Below are 20,156 nucleotides of genomic sequence, written 5' to 3' on the forward strand. Positions count from 1 at the left end.
GGGTCCGGCACGCCGGGGGTGCCGGACGCGGCGGCGGTGCCGGGGAGGACGGACGGGGCCCCGATGCCCGCCGGGGAGTCCCCCGCCCGCGACGCGCCCTTCCGCACGACGGTGCCGGCCCCGCCGGTGCCTCCCGGGGCGGTGACGTCGGGGGCGGTGGAGGGGGGCGCGGGTACGGGCGCGGGTGGCGGACCGGGGGCGGCGGCGAGGGCGCGCAGCGGGGCGGATGGGCTGCCCGCCGGGGCGGTGGAGGCTCCCGGGACCGGTTCGGTGACCGGAGCGGGCGCGGTGAACGGGACGGGCGGGTCGCCAGGAGCCGGTGAGGTGGCTGACGGGGCGACCGGGGTGCTGGGTACAAGAACCATGACCGGATCTCCGATAGGTCTAGACCTAGAACTCCGCAAGGACACTAGTCGACCACTCAGCGTGCGGTAACCCCGCCCCGGGCCGCCCACCGGGGAGGCCGGGACGGCACCGGCTCCCGCCCCAGCCTCCCGGTCACGCCCCGCGCCGCCCGCCGCCCGCGGACCGCGCCGCCCACGCCCCGGTGACCGCACCGCCCGCAACCGGGGGACCCCGCCCGGTGTTCCCCCTCACGCCGGCTCGACAAGGGGCATCCGACGAATCAGTGCGAGGCGTGAGATGAGCGAAACCACCGAACTGAGCGCCACCGGACTCGCCGCGGCCGTCCGCCGACGGGAGGTCTCCCCGGTCGAGGCGGTGCGGGCGGCGCTGGACCGGATCGAGAAGACCAACCCCGCCGTCAACGCCTTCGTGACCGTCTGCGCCGAACGCGCCCTGGAGCGCGCCGCCGCCGCCGAGCGCGCCGTCACCGCGGGCGCCGAACTGGGCCCGCTCCACGGGGTGCCGATCGGGGTGAAGGACCTCGACCCCGTGGCCGGCGTCCGGACGGGACGGGGCTCCCTGGTCTTCGCCGAGGACGTCCCGCAGGAGACCGTCCTCTGCGTCGAGCGGCTGGAGGAGGCCGGGGCGATCGTCGTGGGCAAGACCAACACCCCCGAGTTCGGCTTCAAGGCCACCACCGACAGCGCCCTCCACGGCCCCGCCTCCACCCCCTTCAACCCGGCCATGAACGCCGGGGGTTCGTCGGGCGGCAGCGCCGCCGCCGTCGCCTCCGGCATGGTGCCGCTCGCCCAGGGTTCCGACGGCGGGGGGTCGCTGCGGGTCCCCGCGGCCTTCTGCGGGGTCTTCGCCCTGATGCCGTCCTTCGGACGGGTCCCCGTCCCCGCCCGGCCCAACGCCTTCCGTCGCCTCAACCCGATGATCTGCTACGCCCCCCTCGCCCGCACCGTCGCCGACGCCGCCCTCGGCGTCGACCTGATGTCCGGCGCCCATCCCTACGACCCGTACTCCTTCCCGTCCCCCGGCCGGCTCACCGAAGAACTCCACGGCGACCTCACCGGGCTCACCGTCGCCTACAGCCCCGACCTCGGCGGCTACCCCGTGGAGCCCGAGGTCGAGGCCGCCGTCAGGGCCGCGCTGCCCGCTCTGCGCGACGCGGGGGCCACGGTCGAGGAGGTCGACTTCCGGCTGCCCCTGCCGCACTCCGAGCTGACCGCGACCTGGCGCCGCTACCTGTCCGTCGCCCACGCCGAGTCGGCCGCCATCTCCCGCGAGAACGGCATCGACCTGCTGGGCGACTACGCGGGCTCCATCGACCGGGGCTACCTCGACTCCATCCGGGTCGGCGACGCGCTCGGCGCCGTGGAGTTCCGGCTGGAGGACCTCAAGCGCACCCGGGTGCTGTACGCCTTCGAGGACCTCTTCGACCGGTACTCCCTCGTCGTCAGCCCGGTGAACTGCGTCTCCGGCATCCCCAACTCCGACGGGCGCGACACCGTCGGGCCCAGCAGCGTCGAGGGCCAGGCCGTCGACCCCTTCGTCGGCTGGTCCCTCACCAGCCCCTTCAACCTGATCGGCAGCCCCGCCGCCTCGGTGCCGGTCGGCCGGGCGGCCAACGGCGTCCCCGTCGGCCTCCAGATCGCCGCCCGCCGGCGCGAGGACGCCCTCGTCATCCGCGCCTCCGCCGCGCTGGAGGCCCGCCTCCCCTGGGCCGCGTCCTACCGGGACCTCGACCTGGACGCCGCGGCGGCCTGACCCGGGCCCACCGGCCGGTCCGGCGCGGCGCGGTGGGGCGGGGCGGAGCGCCGTGGGATGCCGCGAGGTGCGGTGCCCCGTGGGTGGGGTGCCGCCCGCCGGGGTGCCCCGCGGCCGGACGCCCCGCCCCGCGGCCGGACGCCCTGCCCCGCGGCCGCGCGCCGCGGACCGGCGCAACCGGACCGGGGCGGCCGGTGTTCCACCCCATGAAGCGGGCCTCCCCGACGGGAGGCCACCCAGAGGGGAGACAGTGTGCGAGCGACCACCGGCGGGCGCGCCGGACCCGGCGGGAGTGCCCTGCTGGTCCTGCTGATCGGGCAGGCGATGGCCAACATCGACCTGGCGATCGTCAATCTTGCCGCGCCCGCCATCAGCGCCGACCTCGACGTGGGCAGTTCCGAGCTGACCCTCATGGTCACCTCCTACGCGCTGTGCTCCGCCGTGCTCCTCGCCCCGGCGGCCCGGCTCGGCGAGCACCACGGGGTGCGCCGGGTCTACCTGTGGGGCCTCGCCCTGTTCACCCTCGCCTCCCTCGCCTGCGGACTCGCCACCGGCACCGGTGTCCTGATCGCGGGCCGCTGCCTCCAGGGCGCCGCGACCGCCCTGATGACCTCCCAGGTCCTGGTCGGCATCCACCGCTGGTTCACCGGGCCCGGCCGCGCCCGCGCCCTGGGCTGGAACGCCGTCACTCTCTCCGGCGGCGCCGCGCTCGGCCAGGTGCTCGGCGGCACCATCGTCTCCGCCGACCTGCTCGGCACCGGCTGGCGTGCCGTGTTCCTCCTCAACGGCCCCATCGGCGTCCTGGTGCTGCTGATGGGCGTGGCCCTGCTCCCCCGCGACCGTCCGGACCCGGCCGACGCCCCCGCCGGGCGGCGCGACAACGACGTCCCCGGCACCGTGCTGCTCGCCGCCGCCACCCTCGCGGTCCTCATCCCGCTCAGCCTGGAGCGGCCCGACTGGATCTGGGTGCTGCTGGCCGCCGCCGTGCCGCTGGCCGCCCAGCTGGTGCGGACCGAGCGCCGGGTCATCGCCCGCGGCGGCCGGCCGGCGCTCGACCTGCGCCCGCTCGCCGCTCCCACCGTCCGCTGGTCGCTGGCCGCCTACGCGGGCACCACGCTGACCTACATCGCCATGCTCTACCTGCTCTCCCTGCACCTCCAGCGGGAGCTCGGCCTCCCCGCCTGGCAGGCCGGTCTCGTCCCGCTGGGCTGGGTACTGGCCTTCGGGCTCGCCGGTCCCGTCCTCGGCCGGTCCCCGCGGTCCGTCGCCCGCCTCCTCCCGTTCGCCGGCTGCGTCCTGCTCACCGCCGCCTACGCCCTCGCCCCCGTCGTGCCCGCCGGTACGGGCACCGCCGTCTGGCCGCTCACCGCCGTGCTCTGCGTCGGCGGCTTCGGCCTCGGGCTCACCCACACGTCGCTGCTCAACGTGCTCACCACCGCCGTCCCGCCCCGCTACGCGGCGACGCTCAGCGGCACCGTCAACACCCTGTCCACCGTCGTCGGGGTCACCGGCGTCGCCCTCTTCGGCGCCGCCTATCCGTGGCTCGGCCGCAGTTCCTGGGCCGGCCCCACCGTGGCCTGGACGCTCACCTGCGCCGGGCTCGCCGTCATCACCGCCCTGTGCGCCCTCGCCGCGCTGCGGGCCGTGGCCGCGGCTCCCGGCGACGACGGCGCGACGGCCGCCGACGAGGCGGTGGTACCGGGCGGGGCGGGGGCCTCCGGCGGGACGGCGGCCTCCGGCGGGACGGCCGCGGACCCCGGCGGGACGGCGGCGGACCCCGGCGCCGACGGGCTCCCCGGGCCGGGGGACACCGGTGCCGCAACCGGTCCGGCCACCGCGGTGTTCACCACCAAGGAGCCACCCGGCCGGACCACGCCCTCCGCGGACTGACCGGCCGTCCCGGCACTCCACCGACGAACGACCCACGAAGGACCCGCCATGACCGAGCCCGAACTCCACCACCTCCAGGCCAAGGCCGCGCTGTTCGACCTGGACGGCACGCTGGTGGCCACCGAGCACCGCAGCCGTGCCGCGTGGACGCGCCTGTTCACCACCCACGGGCTGCCCTGCGACGACGCGCTGCTGGCGACCTTCGTCGGACGGCGCGGGCAGGAGGCCCTCGCGGACCACGTCCACCGCTTCCCGGGGCACACCGTCGACGAACTCTTCGAGGAGGCGTGCGGCTATCTGATGGGCCCCGACAGCCCGCCCCCGTTCGCCGTCCCGGGCGCCGCCGAACTGCTCGCCGACCTCAGCGGCCGGGGCGTGCCGCTGGCCGTGGTCACCTCCGGGCTGCGCGAGCACGCCGTGGAGCTGCTCGGCCACGTGGGCGGCGCCGAACTGTTCCAGGTCATCGTCACCGCGGAGGACGTGAGCGCGGGCAAGCCCGACCCGCAGGGCTATCTGGCCGCCTGCGAGGCGCTCGGCGTCCACCCCGCCGACGGCGTCGCCTTCGAGGACGCCCCGGCCGGGGTGCGGGCCGCAGCGACCGCCGGTCTGCGCTGCGTCGCCCTCACCACCACGCACGACGCGGCCGACCTCGCCCGGGCCGACCTCGTCCTGCCCGACCTCACCCCGGTGCGCTGGGCCCGGACGGCCGACGGCGGCTGATCCCGCCCGCCGGGCCCGGACCGGCTCCCCCGCCAGCCGCTCCGGCCCGGTCCCCCACGGCCGCGCGGGGCTCCGGTCCCCGCACCACCGCATCCGTCCGACACCGCTGGGAGAGCCCGCCATGTCCGCCGCCCGCCCGTCCGACCCCGCCGTGCTCGCCACCGCGCTCACCGGCAGCCTGGTCCTGGTCCACGACCCGGTCTCGCGGGCGGTCGCCCCCGACTACTGGGACTGGTCCGCCGACGCCCACCACGCCGCCGCTCGGGCGCTCGGCGCCATGGAGGACGCCCTGGTCCGGGCCGCCGCCGACCGGCTCACCGGGGACCCCGCCGACGACGGCGCCGCGGCGGCGCTCACCGGCAGGCTCACCGAACTGCTGGGCGGCCCCGGGGGCGGGGACCCGGCGGTGGACGGGCTGCGCGCCGCCGCCGCCCGGACCGAGTCGCTGTCCCGGCTGATCGTCCAGCCCGGCGACCCGGCCCGCGCCGAGCCCGCCGGGGAGGCCCCCGACCCGGCCGCCCTGCTCGGCTCCCTCGCGAGCGCGCCGCACCGCGGCACCCACCCCGTGGACGCCGCCGTGGTCATCCCGTTCCGCGCCCCGGACGGGGCCACCGGACGGCTCCGCAACCTGGCGGCGGTCCTCAACGCTCTGGCGGACCAGTCCCACCCCCGCGAGCGCTACCGCGTCGTCGTGGTGGAGAGCGACTCCGTGCCCCGCCACCGCGACCTGTTCGCCCCCGCCTGCGACAGCCATGTGTTCGCACCCGACCCGGGCCGGTTCAACAAGTCCTGGACGGTGAACGTCGGCGTGGTCCACGGGGCGCGCCCCGCCGAGCTGGTGTGCGTCCTGGACGGGGACATCCTCGTCGACCGCGATTTCGTCGCCCGCGCCGTCGAGCGGTTCCGGCGGCCCGGCACCCAGGCCCACTGGCCCTTCGAGGACCTGCTCTTCCTGGACCCCGCCGCCAGCGTCCGGGCGGTCCGCACCCGCTGCCTGGAGGGGGCGCCCGAGCCGGGCCAGGAGCGGCTGCGCGGCGTCCACCTGCGCCGGCCCCCCGGCGGCTGCGTATGGCTGCGCGAGGACCTGTTCACCCGGATCGGCGGCATGGACGAGCGGTTCTGCGGCTGGGGCGGCGAGGACCAGGACTTCGTGTGGCGCGCGGAGCGGTACGGCCCGATGGACCGCCACCGCGACCCCCTGGTGCACCTCCACCACGACCGGGCGGCCCACCGGGGCGACGACGGGACCCCCTTCTACGAGGAGGTCGAGCGCGCCGGGTTCTGCAGCTGGCCCTGCGACGCCGACTTCGGCCGCCTCGACCGGAACGCCGCGCACCTCGCCGGGGCCTGAGCGCCCGTCCGGCCGCCCGGGGCCGCGCGGCCCCGGGCAGCCCGCCCTCCCCCCTGCCTCCGTCCCCTCTCCCCGTACCTCCGTACCCCTCCCCCGCATCCCCAGGACCACCATGGACATCCCGCTCACGGACCCCCGGCACACCGTCACCGACTCGGCGCTCGGCCCCCTCACCGTGGTGGCCCGGGGCCCGGCCCTCACCGGCCTGTACTTCGCGGACCACGTCCGCCGGCCCGCCCGGGAGACCTTCGGGCCCGCGGTCGCGGAGCATGAGGACTCCCTGCTCGCCGAGGCGTCGGCCCAGCTCCGGGAGTACCTCGCCCGGCGCCGCACGGCGTTCGCGCTGCCCCTCGCCGCGGAGGGCGACACCTTCCAGCACGCCGTCTGGGACCTCGTCGGCGCGGTTCCCCGGGGCGGAACCACGACGTACGGGAGCATCGCCCGCCGGCTCGGTGATCCGCTCCTCGCCCAGCGCGTCGGACGGGCGGTGGGCTCCAACCCGCTCTGCGTGCTGGTCCCCTGCCACCGGGTCGTCGGCGCCGACGGCTCCCTCACCGGGTACGCGGGCGGTCTGGCCCGCAAACGGGCCCTGCTCGCCCTGGAGGAGCCGGACGCGGAGAGCGCCTCGCGACTGTTCTGACACCTCCCCGGACCGGTGCGGGGTCCGGCGCGGGCCGTCCAGCGGCCGCCGTCGCACAAGCTCACCGGAACCGGCACCGGCTTCAGCACCCGGGGCCCGGCCCCGCCTGTCTTCCGGACCCCGGACCCCTGACCCGGCCGCACGGTCCGCTCGCGCGATGGCCCCTGTCCCGGTGTCCGCATACCGGAAATCAGGACGGGCCGTCCGGCGCGGGTGGTGGGACCGCCGCATGAGCGAACTGGGGATACGCCCTGCCGACCCCGATGACCTGGACGCCGTACTGGCCTTCTGGAAGACGGCCGCCGCGGGCACCAGCGTCAGCGACGACCGCGCCGGTGCGGAACGGCTGATCATCCGCGACCCCGGGTCCCTGCCCCCGGCCGACCGTGGCGGCGCGCCGGTCGGCACGGTGATCGCGGGCTTCGACGGCTGGCGCCGCCATCTGTACCGGCTCGCGGTCCACCCCGACCACCGCCGCCGGGGCATCGGCAGCGCACTGCTGGCCGCCGCGGAGGAACGCTTCGTCCGGCTCGGCGGGCGACGCGCGGACGCCATGGTGCTGGTGCGCAACGAACGGGCCGAGCATGCCTGGCGGGCCGCCGGGTACGCGCCGCAGGAGCGGTGGCGTCGCTGGGCGCGACCACTGTCCCCGGCCGACGGAGAGGCGGTGCGCACCGGCGCATGAGACGGCATCCGGGCCCACGACACCGAGCGGACCCCGGCCATCCGGCCGATCATGGAGCCGAGGTGAGGCGATGACCGAGGTGCTCCTGCTGCTGTTGGCCATCCTGCTCTCGCTGGCGTGCGGCGGATTCGTCGCCGCCGAGTTCTCCCTGACCACGGTCGAGCGCGGCGAGCTGGAGCGGGCCGCCGAACGGGGGGAACGCGGCGCGGCCAGCGCGCTGAAAGGCGTACGGAACCTGACGTTCCAGCTCTCCGGGGCGCAGTTGGGCATCACCGTCACCAATCTGGTGGTCGGCATGCTCGCGGAGCCGTCGGTGGCGGCGCTGCTCGCGGGGCCGCTGAAGGCCCTCGGCGCGTCGCCCTCGCTCGCCTCCTCGCTGGCCCTGGTCCTGGGCACCGCCCTGTCGACCGTCTTCCTGATGATCGTCGGCGAGCTGGTGCCGAAGAACTGGGCGATCTCCGCCCCGCTGGCCGTGGCCCGGCGGGTCGGCGGCCCCCAGCGCTGGTTCAGCGCGGCGTTCCGGCCCTTCATCGGCCATCTGAACAACACCGCCAACCGGGTGGTGCGGCGGTTCGGGGTGGAGCCCGCCGAGGAACTGGAGTCCGCGCGCGGCCCCCGGGAACTCGCCGCCCTCGCCCGCCACTCCGCCAAGGAGGGCGCGCTGGAGGCGGACACCGCCGAACTCTTCGTCCGCACCCTCAACCTGGCCGACCTGACGGCCGAGAACGTGATGACCCCGCGCGTCCAGGTGGTCGCCCTGGACGCGGACGCGACCTGCGAGGACGTGGCGAACGCGACCCGGGCGACGGGGCTGTCCCGGTTCCCGGTGCACCGGGGCGGGCTGGACTCGGTGGTCGGCACGGTCCACATCAAGGACGTCCTCGCGGTGCCCGCCGAGCGGCGGCCCCTCACCCCCGTCGCGGAGCTGATGCGGGAGCCGCTGCTCGTCCCGGGCACGCTCACCGTCGACCGGCTCCTCGACCGGCTCTCCGGGCGCCGCACGATGGCCGTGGTGATCGACGAGTACGGCGGCACGGCGGGCGTGGCCACGCTGGAGGACATCGTCGAGGAGGTCGTCGGGGAGGTGCGCGACGAACACGATCCGCACGAGACCCCGGAGCTTGCCGCGGCCGGCACGGACGAACGGGGCCGCGCCCTGTACCGGGCCGACGGCTCGGCCCGGGTGGACCGGCTCGCGCGTCTGGGGCTGCGGGTGCCGGAGGGACCGTACGAGACGGTCGCCGGGCTGGTCGCGGCGGAGCTGGGACGCATCCCCGAGGTGGGGGACGACATCGAGGTCGCCGGTTGGCGGCTGGAGGTGGAGGACGCGTCGGGCCACCGGGCGGCCGTGGTGCTGCTGCACGCGCCGCCCGGGGGCGCGGACCCCGGCGGCACGGACCCCGGCGGCACGGACCCCGGCGGCACGGACCCCGGCGGCTCGGGACCCGGCGGCTCGGGACCCGGCGGCACCGGATCGGTTGGTAGGAGGTCGGGGGGTACCGGGCCCGGCGGCGGGCGGTCCGGCGGCTTCCGCACCGGCCGCTCCCGGGGCGGCGGCCCGGACGGCGCCGCGTCCCATGACGGGGAGGGGAAACGGTGACGGCCGTACAACTGCTGATCGGACTGGCGACCCTCGTGGTCAACGCCTTCTTCGTGGGCGCCGAGTTCGCCCTGATCTCCGTGCGGCGCAGCCAGGTCGAGCCGTACGCCGAGGAGGGCGACCGGCGGGCCGTACGGGTGCTGTGGGGGCTGGAGCACGTCTCCGCGCTGCTGGCGGCGGCCCAGCTCGGCATCACCCTGTGCACCCTCGTCCTAGGCATCGTGGCCGAACCGGCGATCGCGCGGCTGCTGGAACCGGTCTTCCACGCGATGGGCGTGTCCCCGGGCGCGGGACACGCGGTGTCGTTCGTGATCGCGCTGACCCTGGCGACCTATCTGCACATGCTGTTCGGCGAGATGGTGCCGAAGAACATCGCCCTGGCCGAACCGGTGCGCAGCGCCCTGCTGCTCGGCCCGCCACTGGTGGCCCTGTCCCGGGCTCTGCGCCCGGTCATCTTCACGGTGAACTCCTTCGCCAACGGACTGCTCCGGCTGTTGCGCGTCGAGGCGAAGAGCGAGGTCTCGGCCACCTTCACGGACGCCGAACTGGCCGAGATCGTCAAGGACGCGGGCGAGGCCGGGCTGATCGACGACCGTGCCCGCGAGCGGCTGTACGACGCCCTGGAACTGGGTCGTCGCCCGGTGCGCGACGTGGTGCTGCCCCTGGAACGGGTGGTACAGGCACGGGTGGGCATCACCCCGGAGCGGCTGGAGCGGCTGTCGGCGGAGACCGGGTTCTCCCGGTTCCCGGTGGTGGACGAGGGGCGCCGGATCGTCGGCTATCTGCATGTGAAGGACGCCCTGGACGCGGCACCGCGCGATCGGCCCTTCCGCCCGCAGGACATGCGGCCCATCGCCCGGGTCCGGGAGAACACCCCGCTGGACGACGTCCTCACGGCGATGCGGGGCAGCCGCACCCATCTGGCTGCGGTACAGGGCGCGGACGGCCGGCTGGCCGGGCTGGTGACCATGGAGGACGTGCTCCGCGAACTGTTCGGCCGCCCCGTGTGACCCGGGCGAGCCGGAGGGGGGACGAGGGTTCCGGCTTCGGAGCGGTCCCCGTCGGCGCACGCGGGATTCGGAACGGGTGCCCGGTCGCCCGGTCGACCCTGTGGCCGCACCGGGTCCGGGTACGGACGGGCGGAACATGCCAAGCTCTCGCCGCACACCCGGGCGACAGACATCCCCTGGGACCGAGGGGTGCACCCCCTGTCTGGCGGAATCCGTGAACAGAATGCGGCCGAGTGTTCACTCCGGACGCGGGCCGTGGGGGACAGGGTGACAGCCGGCCCTGTCCCCTGGCCCGGCCTGGGGGCGAGACCGGTGGTCAAGGTCGACGATCGAGGCCGGAACGGAACGGGGGCGGACCGGAACAGGACCGCAACCGAACCGGCGACCGGCCCGAAAACGGACCTGCGCCGCTCCGGCCCCGAACGGACCGCGGGGCCGCGGGACCGGACCTCGGGACGGCCGCTCCCAGGCCCGACCAGGGCCGGAGGGAGTCGTAACGGAGCCGGACCAGGGCGACCTACCAGCGGGTACGCCATCGGGTTACCATCGCTGACGCGATGCAGACGAACCCCTCCCACACCAGCCTGGTCGCCGTGGGCGACTCCTTCACCGAGGGCATGTCGGACCTGCTGCCCGACGGCTCCTACCGGGGCTGGGCCGATCTCCTGGCCGCGCGGATGGCCGCCCGCGCCCCCGGCTTCCGGTACGCCAACCTCGCGGTGCGCGGCAAGCTCATCGGGCAGATCGTCGACGAGCAGGTGGACACGGCGGCGGCGATGCGCGCCGACGTCGTCACCCTGGTCGGCGGGCTGAACGACACCCTGCGCCCCAAGTGCGACATGGTCCGGGTACGTGACCTCCTCACCGAGGCCGTGGAGCGGCTGGCGCCGAGCTGCGGGCACCTGGTGCTGATGCGCAGCCCCGGCCGCCGGGGACCGGTGCTGGAACGCTTCCGGCCGCGCATGGAGGCCCTCTTCACGATCATCGACGAGCTGTCCGCGCGACACGGCGCCCTGGTCGTCGACCTCTACGGGGCCCCCTCCCTGGCCGACCCCCGGCTCTGGGACGTGGACCGGCTCCATCTGACCGCCGAGGGGCACCGCCGGGTCGCGGAGGCCGTGTGGCAGACGCTCGGCTACCCGTCGGAGGACGACGGATGGCACACCCCGATGCCCCCGTCCCCGCCGCCCGGCTGGCTCGACCGCCGCACCTCCGACGCCCGGTTCGCCCGGCAGCACCTGCTGCCGTGGATAGGCCGACGGCTGACCGGCCGCTCCTCGGGCGACGGCCTCCCGCCCAAACGCCCGGACCTGCTGCCCTACGAGGACCAGGCACTCTGATCCCACTCGCGCCCCCCGACCCGAAGCACACGCCCCAACCTCCTGCCAATGGCCAACGGACCCGGCGGCCGGACCGTCCGCCGCCTCTGGGCAGGTGGGCGACGAATACGGGCCCGCACCACCACGTCGCCCCCGGCCGCACGCCGAAACCGAACCGGATCGACCGCGCTCCACCCCCGGCGGTGGCCCGTAGCCCGGAGCCCACCGTGCCCTGTCCCCCGGCCGGCTCCGCCGGTGGAACCGATTCCCGCCGCCCGCCGCCCCGGCCGCGCGAACGGTCGTCGCCACCGACGCACCGCTCCGACGGGCGGGCTCCCCCGCCGCGCGTTCACGCCCTGGACTCCGGTCCTCGCGGAGTCCCGCGCACCGGCCCCCGGCCGGGACAGCGACCCGTCCTCGCCACACATCACGCAAGCCCAGGGGAGCCTCGTCCGCAAGGCGCCCGACCTGGGCTTTCCGGACCGGGTGGACGGTTCGGCGTCGCCAGGGGCGCCGGGTAAACTCCGTACCCGTGACTTCCGCTCCCGCCAAGCCCCGCATCCCGAACGTCCTCGCCGGACGCTACGCCTCCACCGAGCTCGCCACGCTCTGGTCCCCCGAGCAGAAGGTGAGGCTGGAGCGCCAGCTCTGGCTCGCCGTGCTGCGGGCCCAGAAGGACCTGGGCATCGAGGTGCCCGACGCCGCCCTCGCCGACTACGAGCGCGTCCTCGACCAGGTCGACCTGGCCTCCATCGCGGAGCGCGAGAAGGTCACGCGGCACGATGTGAAGGCCCGCATCGAGGAGTTCAACGACCTCGCCGGGCACGAGCACGTCCACAAGGGCATGACCTCCCGCGACCTGACGGAGAACGTCGAGCAGCTGCAGATCCGGCTCTCCCTCGAGCTGATCCGCGACCGCTCCGTCGCCGTCCTGGCGCGGCTCGGAAAGCTGGCGGGCGAGTACGCCGAGCTGGTCATGGCCGGGCGCTCGCACAACGTGGCCGCCCAGGCCACGACCCTCGGCAAGCGCTTCGCCACCGCCGCCGACGAGCTGCTCGTCGCCCACGGCCGGGTGGAGGAACTGCTCGGCCGCTACCCGCTGCGCGGTATCAAGGGCCCCGTCGGCACCGCCCAGGACATGCTGGACCTGCTCGGCGGCGACGCCGGCAAGCTGGCGGAGCTGGAGCAGCGGATCGCCGCGCACCTCGGCTTCTCCCAGGCCTTCACCTCGGTCGGCCAGGTCTACCCCCGCTCGCTGGACTACGAGGTCGTCACCGCGCTGGTGCAGCTCGCGGCGGCGCCGTCCTCGCTGGCGAAGACCATCCGGCTGATGGCCGGGCACGAGCTGGTCACCGAGGGCTTCAAGCCCGGCCAGGTCGGCTCCTCCGCGATGCCGCACAAGATGAACACCCGTTCCTGCGAGCGCGTCAACGGCCTCATGGTGATCCTGCGCGGCTACGCCTCGATGACCGGCGAGCTGGCGGGCGACCAGTGGAACGAGGGCGACGTCTCCTGCTCCGTGGTGCGCCGCGTCGCCCTGCCGGACGCCTTCTTCGCCCTGGACGGCCTCCTGGAGACCTTCCTGACCGTGCTCGACGAGTTCGGCGCCTTCCCCGCCGTCGTCGCCCGTGAGCTGGACCGCTACCTGCCCTTCCTCGCCACCACCAAGGTCCTTATGGGCGCGGTGCGCGCGGGGGTCGGCCGCGAGGTGGCACACGAGGCGATCAAGGAGAACGCCGTCGCCTGCGCGCTCGCCATGCGGGAGCAGGGCGCCGAGCGCAACGAACTGCTGGACAAACTGGCCGCCGATGAGCGTCTCCCCCTGGACCGCGCCGCGCTGGACTCCCTGATGGCCGACAAGCTCTCGTTCACCGGCGCCGCCGCCGCCCAGGTCGACACCGTCGTCCGACGGATCGAGGAGATCGTCAAGCAGCGCCCCGAAGCCGCCGGATACACCCCCGGGGCGATCCTCTGACCCGGTTCACCCGCGCCGAACTGGAGGCCGCCCGCGACCGTCTCGTGCCGGACGTCGTCGCGGACGGCCTCCATGTGCTCTTCTGCGGCATCAACCCCGGGCTGATGACCGCCGCGACAGGCCACCACTTCGCCCGCCCCGGCAACCGCTTCTGGCCGGTCCTCCACCGGTCCGGATTCACTCCCCGGCTGCTCCAACCCTCCGAGCAGGGCGAACTGCTGTCGTACGGGCTCGGCATCACCAACGTCGTGGCGCGGGCGAGCGCACGGGCCGACGAACTGACCGCCGAGGAGTATCGCGAGGGCGGCCGGTCGCTGACTCTGAGGGTGACGCGGCTGCGGCCCCGCTGGCTGGCCGTGGTGGGCGTGACCGCGTACCGGGTGGCCTTCGACGACCGTCACGCCAGGATCGGCCCGCAGACCCGGACGATCGGTGGGACCCGGGTGTGGGTGCTGCCCAACCCCAGCGGTCTGAACGCCCACTGGACGGCCGAGACGATGGCGGAGGAGTACTCCGGGCTGCGCGTCGCGGCAGAGACCGCGTCCTGACCCTCCGGTCCACTCGCCCACCGCCCGGCCGCCCGGCTCTCCTGTCTCCCCGACCGGCCGGGTCAGGGCGGGTCGATCTCCGTGACCACGGCCAGCAGCCGCACCTCGTCCGCCGGATCCCGGTCGGCCACGGCCAGCGCGACCCAGCGGCCGGTGCCCTCCGCCGCCCACAGATGGGCCATGCGGGCGTGGGCGCAGAGACCGGCCCAGGGCTCCGGGATCTCCTCCCGCTCGGTCCGCAGCAGGACCGTCTGCAGGTTCCACGGGTCCGTCTCCCCCCATCGCTCGGCCAGGCGCTCCCGCAGGGCTTCCGTGTACGTCTCGTACTCCCCCACCGTCGGTGCGCGCTCCGCCGGATCCCGCGTACGCAGGCCCTGGCTGCTCGCCAGCACGACGACGAACCCGCCGGGCACGCGCTCCCCCTCGCCCCCGACCCCCGGGCCGTGTTCCGCCGGGAAGGGGCGGAAGCACAACTCGTCGATGAGGGCGAGGTGCCGCGCGATGTCCATGTCCTCCAGTAAACCGCCCGGCACTGACAAGTGGCGGATCATCAGTGCCCCGCTCCTCTCCCACCCCCTCACGCATCCCGCCGGTGCAGCCTCCAGGCCCCGGCGGCCAGTGCCGCTGCGGCCCACGACGCCGTCACGGCGAGGCCCGTCCAGGGACCCGGAGTGCCCACGGGCGTCTGGTGGGTGACGCCCTGTCCCGCCCGGTCGGGCAGGTATCCGACGACACCGCCGGCCACGTCCCCGACCACGAAGGAGACGATGAGGATGAAGGGGATCAGAACGGACAGCGTGGCCACACCGCTGCGGAACAGCACCGTGAGTCCGGCCGCGAGCAGGGCCATCAGGGTGAAGTAGACACCGCAGCCCGCGACTCCGCGCATCTGCTCCCCCGCCGTGAGCGTCGACGCCGCCGGGCCGAGGACGGACCGGGCCACGAGCAGGGCGGCGAGCGCCGTGAGCAGCCCCACCACCAAGACCGGCGCGGCGACGACCAGCAGCTTCGCCGCGAGCCACCGGCCACGACGGGGAACGGCGGCCAGAGAGGTCCGTATGCCGTTGCCTTGGTACTCGGAGGACACCGCCACGGTCCCGAAGGCCATGGCCGCCATCTGGCCGGGCAGGACTCCGGACAGAGCGGTGAACAGCGGATCGAAGTCCGGTGCGGAGGTGTCCGAGGAGGCGGCCAGGGCGGAGAAGGCGACGGTGACGACGAACAGGGCCAGCAGGTTCCCTCTCAGGGAGCGCAGGGTGAGGAGCTTGAGCCCCTCGGAGCGGAGGACAGGCGTGAATTCCATGGTCAGGCCTTCCGTGGATGTGCGGTGAACTCTGCTTCGGCGGCCGTCAGGTCGAGATACGCCTGTTCCAAGGTCCCGCCGTCCGAAATCAGTTCGAGGATCGGCACCCGAGCGGCCGACACGGCCGGGCCGATGTCGGCCGCTCGGGCGTCGGGCACGGTCCAGTACCCGTCTGGGTGTTCCACGGCATCGTGGCCATGGCGGGCGAGGACGTCCTTCAGGGCCGGTGCGTCGGAGGTGCGGACACGGACGCTGGGGCGCACCCGTGAGTCGATGAAGTCCCGCAACGGTATGTCGGCCAGCAGGCTGCCCCGGCCGAGGATCACCAGATGGTCGGCGAACGACGCGGTCTCGTTCATGAGGTGGCTGGAGACCAGGACCGTGCGGCCCTCGGCGGCGAGCCGACGCAGCAGCTCCCGGATCCAGACGATGCCCTCGGGATCGAGTCCGTTGGAGGGCTCGTCCAGCATCACCACTTCCGGATCCCCGAGCAGGGCGGCGGCCATGCCCAGCCGCTGGCGCATGCCCAGCGAGTACGTCCGTATCCGGCGGCCGGCCACCGGGGCGATCCCGGTCTCCTCCATGACCTCGTCCACCCGGCGTACGGAAAGGCGGTTGCTTGCCGCCAGGACACGCAGATGGTCCCGTCCCGTGCGGGAACCGTGCGCGGCGCCCGCGTCCAGCAGGGCGCCCACATGCCGCAGGGGCTCGCGGAGCGCGGTGTAGGGGCGGCCTCCGACGGTGGCGCTGCCGGAGGTGGGGCGGTCGAGGCCCAGCACCAGCCGCATCGTGGTGGACTTCCCCGCGCCGTTGGGTCCGAGGAATCCGGTGACACGGCCGGGCCGCACGGTGAAGGTGAGGTCGTCGACGGCTCGCCGGCCGCCGTAGTCCTTGCTGAGGTGCCGCACATCGATGTCTTTCATGGCTCCAGCGTGGACGTCCCGGGCCGACCGGGTCCTCCCCCGCCGGAGGGGTTCGTCTCCCCCCGGCGGGGGAGGACCGGCCCCGGCGGCGGCTGGAACGATGTGGCCATGTCCGACTTGCTGCGCCCGTTTCGCCGGGCGGTGACGTACACACGATGGCTGCATCTGTTCCTGGCCGTCGTGTGGCCCGCCATGTGGATGTACGTGTCCGACGGCTGGGCGCTGGCCTCCGTGGCGGTGCTGGCGCTGGCGGGGCTCGTCCCGGCCGCGCGGATGGTCGAGGGAATGCAGGCACGACTGCTGCTGACCGGGCACCGGCCCGACGGCGCCGGCGGAAGGATAGTGGCCATGCCGTCCCTCACCTGGGGCGATCGGGGGCGGACCGTCGTCTGGCTGGAAGTCCGGCTGTTCCTGGGCTTCTTCGTCGCGCTGCTCACCGTCCAGTTGCCCATGCTCACGGTCGATCTGCTGACCGCGGCACGGGGCGGAGGGCAGGCCGAGGGCTCCCTCGTCCCCGTCCCGGGCCATCACGGGTGGTACGCGCTGCTCTCTCCGCTGCCGCTGGTGGCGCTCGGCGCGGCGGTCGTCGGTTCGGGCCGGCTGATCACCGAACTGGCCCTCCGGCTCCTCGGCCCTTCCCCGGTCGAGCGGCTCACCGCCCTGGAGGCACGCACCGAGCAACTCCTCGAACGCAATCGCATCGCGCGCGAACTGCACGATTCCATCGGCCACGCGCTGACCGTCGCCGTGGTGCAGGCCGGGGCGGCCCGCGCGGCGAACAGCCGGGAGTTCACCGAGCGGGCTCTGGTCGCCATCGAGGAGACGGGCCGGGCGGCGCTGGAGGATCTGGAGCGGGTCCTCGCCGTGCTGAGGGAGGTGGAGCGGCCGCCGACCGGGAGACCGACGCTCGCGGACGCGGACCGTCTCCTCCAGTCGGCCCGCTCCTCGGGGGCCTCGGTCGACGCCGAGGTGACGGGCGTTCTGGAGAGGGTCCCGGGGCCGGTCTCCCGCGAGGGGTACCGCATCCTCCAGGAGGCGCTGACCAATGTGCTGCGGCACGCGGGTCCGGTACCCGTGCGGGTCCGGGTGCGGGCGGACCACGACCGGGTCCGTCTGGAGGTGCGCAATCCGCTGCCGGCGGGCCGGCCGGGCTCGGGACGGGGCGGCAGCGGGCTGCGGGGCATACGCGAGCGGGCCGCGATGCTGGGAGGAGAGGCGCTGGCGGGACCTGACGAGGACGGGGAATGGCAAGTCCGTGTGGAGCTGCCGCTCGGCTGATCTACGCTGGCCGGATGCCGGTCACCGTACTTCTCGTCGACGACGAGCCCCTCGTCCGCGCTGGTCTGCGAGCGGTGCTGGAGGCACAGCCGGACATGGAGGTCGTCGGAGAGGCGGCGGACGGAGCGGCGGTCATTCCGCTGGTGCGGCAGAAGCGGCCCGATGTGGTGGCCATGGATGTGCGCATGCCCCTGATGGACGGGATCGAGGCGACCCGCGCGCTGCTGCGGACGGTTCCCGAGCCGCCGAAAATTCTTGTGGTGACGACCTTCGAGAACGACGAGTATGTGTACGAGGCGCTGCGCGCGGGGGCCGACGGGTTTCTGCTGAAGCGTGCCCGGCCCACCGAGATCGTGCACGCGGTGCGGCTGGTCGCGGAGGGCGAGTCGCTGCTGTTTCCCGCCTCGGTGCGGCGACTGGCCGCGGAGTACGGCGAAGGAGGGGGCAATCGGGCGGCCCGTGCCCGGTTGGAGCGGGCACGTCTGACGGAGCGGGAGGGTGAGGTTCTGCGGCTGATGGCACGCGGGTTGTCGAACGCGGAGATCGCCTCCCGGCTGGTGGTCGGCGCGGAGACGGTGAAGTCCCATGTGAGTTCGGTTCTGGCCAAGTTGGGTGCCCGGGACCGCACCCAGGCGGTCATCGCCGCCTACGAGTCGGGATTCGTTTCACCGGGATGAGCCAGGCGGGGTACCCGCAGCACGGCCGGTCCGGCACTCGCCGGGGTGGTGCGGGACGAGTACCATCCGGCCAACACGCGCACGAGCTGGGAGGACGGACGTTGGGAGGGCTGACCGGCGGAGATCCGTCGTTGCTGCGAAGGATCAATTCCGCCGTGGTGCTGCACGCCTTGCGGACCACGGACTGTGCGACGCTCACCGAGATCACCCGGGTGACGGGTCTGTCGCGGCCGACCGTCGAGGGAGTCGTCGAGGGGCTGATCGAATCCGGCCTCGTGGTGGAGACGGCACCCGACGAGGGCACGGCCCGGAGGCAGGGACGGCCCGCACGGCGATTCCGCTTCCGGGCGGAGGCGGGGCATCTGCTGGGTCTGGAGATCGGCCCGCACCGGGTGGCCGCGCTGCTGTCCGGGCTGGACGGGCGGGTGATCGGCGCCCAGGCCAAGGAGGTCGACGTGACGGCCACGGCCGACGAGCGGCTGGAGCGGCTGCGCACGGCGGTCGCGGAGCTGCTGCGCCGGGCGGGTGTGCCGAGGGGTTCGCTACGCGCGGTGGGGGCGGCGACGCCCGGCATCGTCGAGGCGGACGGCATGGTGCGGTTGAGTACCGCGCTGCCCGAGTGGTCGGGGCTGCCCCTGGGTGAGCGGCTGAGCCGTTCCTTCAAGTGCCCGGTGCTGGTGGAGAACGACGCCAACGCGGCGGCGGTCGCCGAGCACTGGAAGGGCGCTGCCACCGAGTCCAACGACGTGGTGTTCGTGCTGGCCGGGCTGAGCCCGGGCGCCGGAGCGCTGATCGGCGGACGGCTGCACCGGGGGTACGGCGGGGCGGCCGGTGAGATCGGGGCGCTGCACCTGCTGGGCCGGGGGGTGACGCCGGAGACGCTGCTGTCCACCACGGACGAGCCCTTGCATCCGCTGGACGAGCAGGCGGTGGCCCAGGTGTTCAAGGACGCCCGTGGGGGCGACCAGAGGGCTCAGGCGGCCGTGGAGCGCTTCCTGCAGCGTCTGGTGCACGATGTGGCGGCGCTGGTGCTGGCCCTCGATCCCGAGCTGGTCGTCGTGGGCGGCTGGGCGGCGGGTCTGGACGGGGTGCTGGGGCCGCTGCGGGAGGAGCTGGCGCGATTCTGCCTGCGACCGCCACGGGTCACCCTGTCGATGCTCGGGGAGGCGGCCGTGGCGACCGGGGCGCTGCGGCTGGCCCTGGACCATGTCGAGGAGCAGTTGTTCGCGGTGGGAGGAGCGACGGCCCGGCGCTGAGCGACGGAGGACGGACCGAGGGAGAGGTGCCGGACGGACACGCTGCCAAGCCCGGCACCGCTGCCGGGCCGGTGGCCCGGTGCACGCCGCTCACCACTCACCGCTCATGTCACCGGGGACACGACATCCGCGCCGAGCCGTGACGGGACCACGGCGGGACCGCTGCTGAGGCGGAGCCATGTCCCGTCGGGACGGGGCGGGTGGGTGTCGAGGGTCCGCCGGTCCATGACGGGGCCGGCCCACCTGTGGAGGAGCTGGTGCGCGGTCTGGCCCCCAGCCTTGCGAGGACCCGCTTCGGGGAGTGCCAGCAGGACCGCTGCAGGCCCGGCATGGGCACGCGGAGGGATTCTGTACGGGACGAGGCGGAAACTGGCCAGGGCCAGGGCCATGACCACCGCACCGGGACCGTCACGGCCGCTCCGCCGGCCTCTCCCGGGCTCGCCACACGGAAACCGAGCCTCACAGCCTGAGTGGGCTCGTTCCGGGAGCGGACGCTCGGCTGGTTGCCGGCCGGGCGCACCGTCGCCCAGAAGCAAAGCTGAACCGGTGCGGGACCGGTGCGGGACCGGTGCAAGCTCCGGGGCGGTTCAGGAACCGAGAGCGAACGCCCTGGCCCGGTAAGCCGCCTCAGGCCGAGAGGCCGTCGGCGCGGAGGGTAGTTGCCCCGCGGCACCCCCCGCCGGGATGAGGCGGAACGCGCGGCACAGGCGTGGTCCCGGGCCGGACCGGGGCCCGTCCGGGAATCGCGCAGAAGGGCCACGGAGCCGCCGTGGGGGATCCCGGGTCCCGGAACACCCAACGGTGCGGACGGAACGGCGTAGGGGCCCTTGCCGGGCCTGTGCGGGGCCACCGAGGGGAGCCGG

The 20,156-nt window shown here is 74.7% G+C and carries 17 protein-coding genes; 14 read left to right on the plus strand and 3 right to left on the minus strand.

From position 1 onward, the window contains the following. Window positions 1-642 precede the first annotated feature (642 nt). From ACZ7LB_RS21220 to mug, 11 genes are all read left to right on the plus strand, one after another. The gene (locus tag ACZ7LB_RS21220) at window positions 643-2,118 is read left to right on the plus strand and encodes an amidase (RefSeq protein WP_471470257.1); all 1,476 of its coding nucleotides are present in this window, start codon (window positions 643-645) and stop codon (window positions 2,116-2,118) included. 252 nt (window positions 2,119-2,370) lie between these two features. Further along, window positions 2,371-4,008 (plus strand): MFS transporter, encoded by a 1,638-nt coding sequence (locus ACZ7LB_RS21225; RefSeq protein WP_471470259.1) that lies wholly within the window; start codon window positions 2,371-2,373, stop codon window positions 4,006-4,008. A gap of 48 nt (window positions 4,009-4,056) precedes the next feature. Further along, window positions 4,057-4,728, plus strand: coding sequence for an HAD family hydrolase (locus ACZ7LB_RS21230; RefSeq protein WP_471470261.1), 672 nt, complete (start codon window positions 4,057-4,059; stop codon window positions 4,726-4,728). Window positions 4,729-4,849: 121 nt separating this feature from the next. After that, window positions 4,850-6,079, plus strand: coding sequence for a glycosyltransferase family 2 protein (locus ACZ7LB_RS21235; RefSeq protein ID WP_471470262.1), 1,230 nt, complete (start codon window positions 4,850-4,852; stop codon window positions 6,077-6,079). Window positions 6,080-6,191: 112 nt separating this feature from the next. After that, the gene (locus ACZ7LB_RS21240; protein WP_471470264.1) at window positions 6,192-6,719 is read left to right on the plus strand and encodes a methylated-DNA--[protein]-cysteine S-methyltransferase; all 528 of its coding nucleotides are present in this window, start codon (window positions 6,192-6,194) and stop codon (window positions 6,717-6,719) included. Between the two features lie 229 nt (window positions 6,720-6,948). Further along, window positions 6,949-7,404, plus strand: a complete 456-nt coding sequence (locus ACZ7LB_RS21245; RefSeq protein ID WP_471470265.1) for a GNAT family N-acetyltransferase — start codon at window positions 6,949-6,951, stop codon at window positions 7,402-7,404. Between the two features lie 70 nt (window positions 7,405-7,474). Beyond that, window positions 7,475-9,004, plus strand: a complete 1,530-nt coding sequence (locus tag ACZ7LB_RS21250) for a hemolysin family protein (protein WP_471470267.1) — start codon at window positions 7,475-7,477, stop codon at window positions 9,002-9,004. Beyond that, window positions 9,001-10,014, plus strand: a complete 1,014-nt coding sequence (locus ACZ7LB_RS21255) for a hemolysin family protein (RefSeq protein WP_471470269.1) — start codon at window positions 9,001-9,003, stop codon at window positions 10,012-10,014. The genes ACZ7LB_RS21250 and ACZ7LB_RS21255 overlap by 4 nt, the downstream gene beginning before the upstream one ends. 557 nt (window positions 10,015-10,571) lie before the next feature. After that, window positions 10,572-11,354, plus strand: coding sequence for an SGNH/GDSL hydrolase family protein (locus tag ACZ7LB_RS21260; protein WP_471470271.1), 783 nt, complete (start codon window positions 10,572-10,574; stop codon window positions 11,352-11,354). Between the two features lie 511 nt (window positions 11,355-11,865). After that, on the plus strand, window positions 11,866-13,308 hold the full coding sequence (gene purB, locus ACZ7LB_RS21265) for an adenylosuccinate lyase (protein ID WP_471470273.1): 1,443 nt from the start codon (window positions 11,866-11,868) through the stop codon (window positions 13,306-13,308). Continuing rightward, complete coding sequence (gene mug, locus ACZ7LB_RS21270; RefSeq protein ID WP_471470392.1) at window positions 13,305-13,856, plus strand: G/U mismatch-specific DNA glycosylase; 552 nt, start codon at window positions 13,305-13,307, stop codon at window positions 13,854-13,856. Before purB ends, mug begins: the two co-directional genes overlap by 4 nt. 62 nt (window positions 13,857-13,918) lie before the next feature. Here mug and ACZ7LB_RS21275 read toward each other — a convergent pair whose 3' ends face one another. The 3 genes from ACZ7LB_RS21275 to ACZ7LB_RS21285 all read right to left on the minus strand — a co-directional run bounded on the left by ACZ7LB_RS21275 (window position 13,919) and on the right by ACZ7LB_RS21285 (window position 16,082). Then, window positions 13,919-14,365, minus strand: coding sequence for a hypothetical protein (locus ACZ7LB_RS21275; RefSeq protein ID WP_471470394.1), 447 nt, complete (start codon window positions 14,363-14,365; stop codon window positions 13,919-13,921). A gap of 68 nt (window positions 14,366-14,433) precedes the next feature. Continuing rightward, on the minus strand, window positions 14,434-15,159 hold the full coding sequence (locus tag ACZ7LB_RS21280; RefSeq protein WP_471470275.1) for an ABC transporter permease: 726 nt from the start codon (window positions 15,157-15,159) through the stop codon (window positions 14,434-14,436). Between the two features lie 2 nt (window positions 15,160-15,161). Then, the gene (locus tag ACZ7LB_RS21285) at window positions 15,162-16,082 is read right to left on the minus strand and encodes an ABC transporter ATP-binding protein (RefSeq protein ID WP_471470277.1); all 921 of its coding nucleotides are present in this window, start codon (window positions 16,080-16,082) and stop codon (window positions 15,162-15,164) included. Window positions 16,083-16,190: 108 nt separating this feature from the next. Between ACZ7LB_RS21285 and ACZ7LB_RS21290 the strand changes: the two genes are divergently transcribed. The 3 genes from ACZ7LB_RS21290 (at window position 16,191) to ACZ7LB_RS21300 (ending at window position 19,293) form a co-directional block, all read left to right on the plus strand. Next, complete coding sequence (locus ACZ7LB_RS21290; protein ID WP_471470279.1) at window positions 16,191-17,360, plus strand: sensor histidine kinase; 1,170 nt, start codon at window positions 16,191-16,193, stop codon at window positions 17,358-17,360. A gap of 14 nt (window positions 17,361-17,374) precedes the next feature. After that, complete coding sequence (locus ACZ7LB_RS21295) at window positions 17,375-18,037, plus strand: response regulator transcription factor (protein ID WP_161226743.1); 663 nt, start codon at window positions 17,375-17,377, stop codon at window positions 18,035-18,037. 101 nt (window positions 18,038-18,138) lie between these two features. Next, window positions 18,139-19,293 (plus strand): ROK family transcriptional regulator, encoded by a 1,155-nt coding sequence (locus ACZ7LB_RS21300; protein WP_161226742.1) that lies wholly within the window; start codon window positions 18,139-18,141, stop codon window positions 19,291-19,293. The last annotated feature ends 863 nt before the right edge of the window (window positions 19,294-20,156 follow it).

The organism is Streptomyces sp. NPDC107521 (genome assembly GCF_055598485.1).

Bases quoted from the DNA above. Each gene is read 5' to 3' on its own strand.
- ACZ7LB_RS21220 (WP_471470257.1), top strand. From the start codon at position 643: ATGAGCGAAACCACCGAACTGAGCGCCACCGGACTCGCCGCGGCCGTC.
- ACZ7LB_RS21230 (WP_471470261.1), top strand. From the start codon at position 4,057: ATGACCGAGCCCGAACTCCACCACCTCCAGGCCAAGGCCGCGCTGTTC.
- ACZ7LB_RS21235 (WP_471470262.1), top strand. From the start codon at position 4,850: ATGTCCGCCGCCCGCCCGTCCGACCCCGCCGTGCTCGCCACCGCGCTC.
- ACZ7LB_RS21240 (WP_471470264.1), top strand. From the start codon at position 6,192: ATGGACATCCCGCTCACGGACCCCCGGCACACCGTCACCGACTCGGCG.
- ACZ7LB_RS21245 (WP_471470265.1), top strand. From the start codon at position 6,949: ATGAGCGAACTGGGGATACGCCCTGCCGACCCCGATGACCTGGACGCC.
- ACZ7LB_RS21250 (WP_471470267.1), top strand. From the start codon at position 7,475: ATGACCGAGGTGCTCCTGCTGCTGTTGGCCATCCTGCTCTCGCTGGCG.
- ACZ7LB_RS21260 (WP_471470271.1), top strand. From the start codon at position 10,572: ATGCAGACGAACCCCTCCCACACCAGCCTGGTCGCCGTGGGCGACTCC.
- ACZ7LB_RS21275 (WP_471470394.1), bottom strand. From the start codon at position 14,365: ATGGACATCGCGCGGCACCTCGCCCTCATCGACGAGTTGTGCTTCCGC.
- ACZ7LB_RS21280 (WP_471470275.1), bottom strand. From the start codon at position 15,159: ATGGAATTCACGCCTGTCCTCCGCTCCGAGGGGCTCAAGCTCCTCACC.
- ACZ7LB_RS21285 (WP_471470277.1), bottom strand. From the start codon at position 16,082: ATGAAAGACATCGATGTGCGGCACCTCAGCAAGGACTACGGCGGCCGG.
- ACZ7LB_RS21290 (WP_471470279.1), top strand. From the start codon at position 16,191: ATGTCCGACTTGCTGCGCCCGTTTCGCCGGGCGGTGACGTACACACGA.
- ACZ7LB_RS21295 (WP_161226743.1), top strand. From the start codon at position 17,375: ATGCCGGTCACCGTACTTCTCGTCGACGACGAGCCCCTCGTCCGCGCT.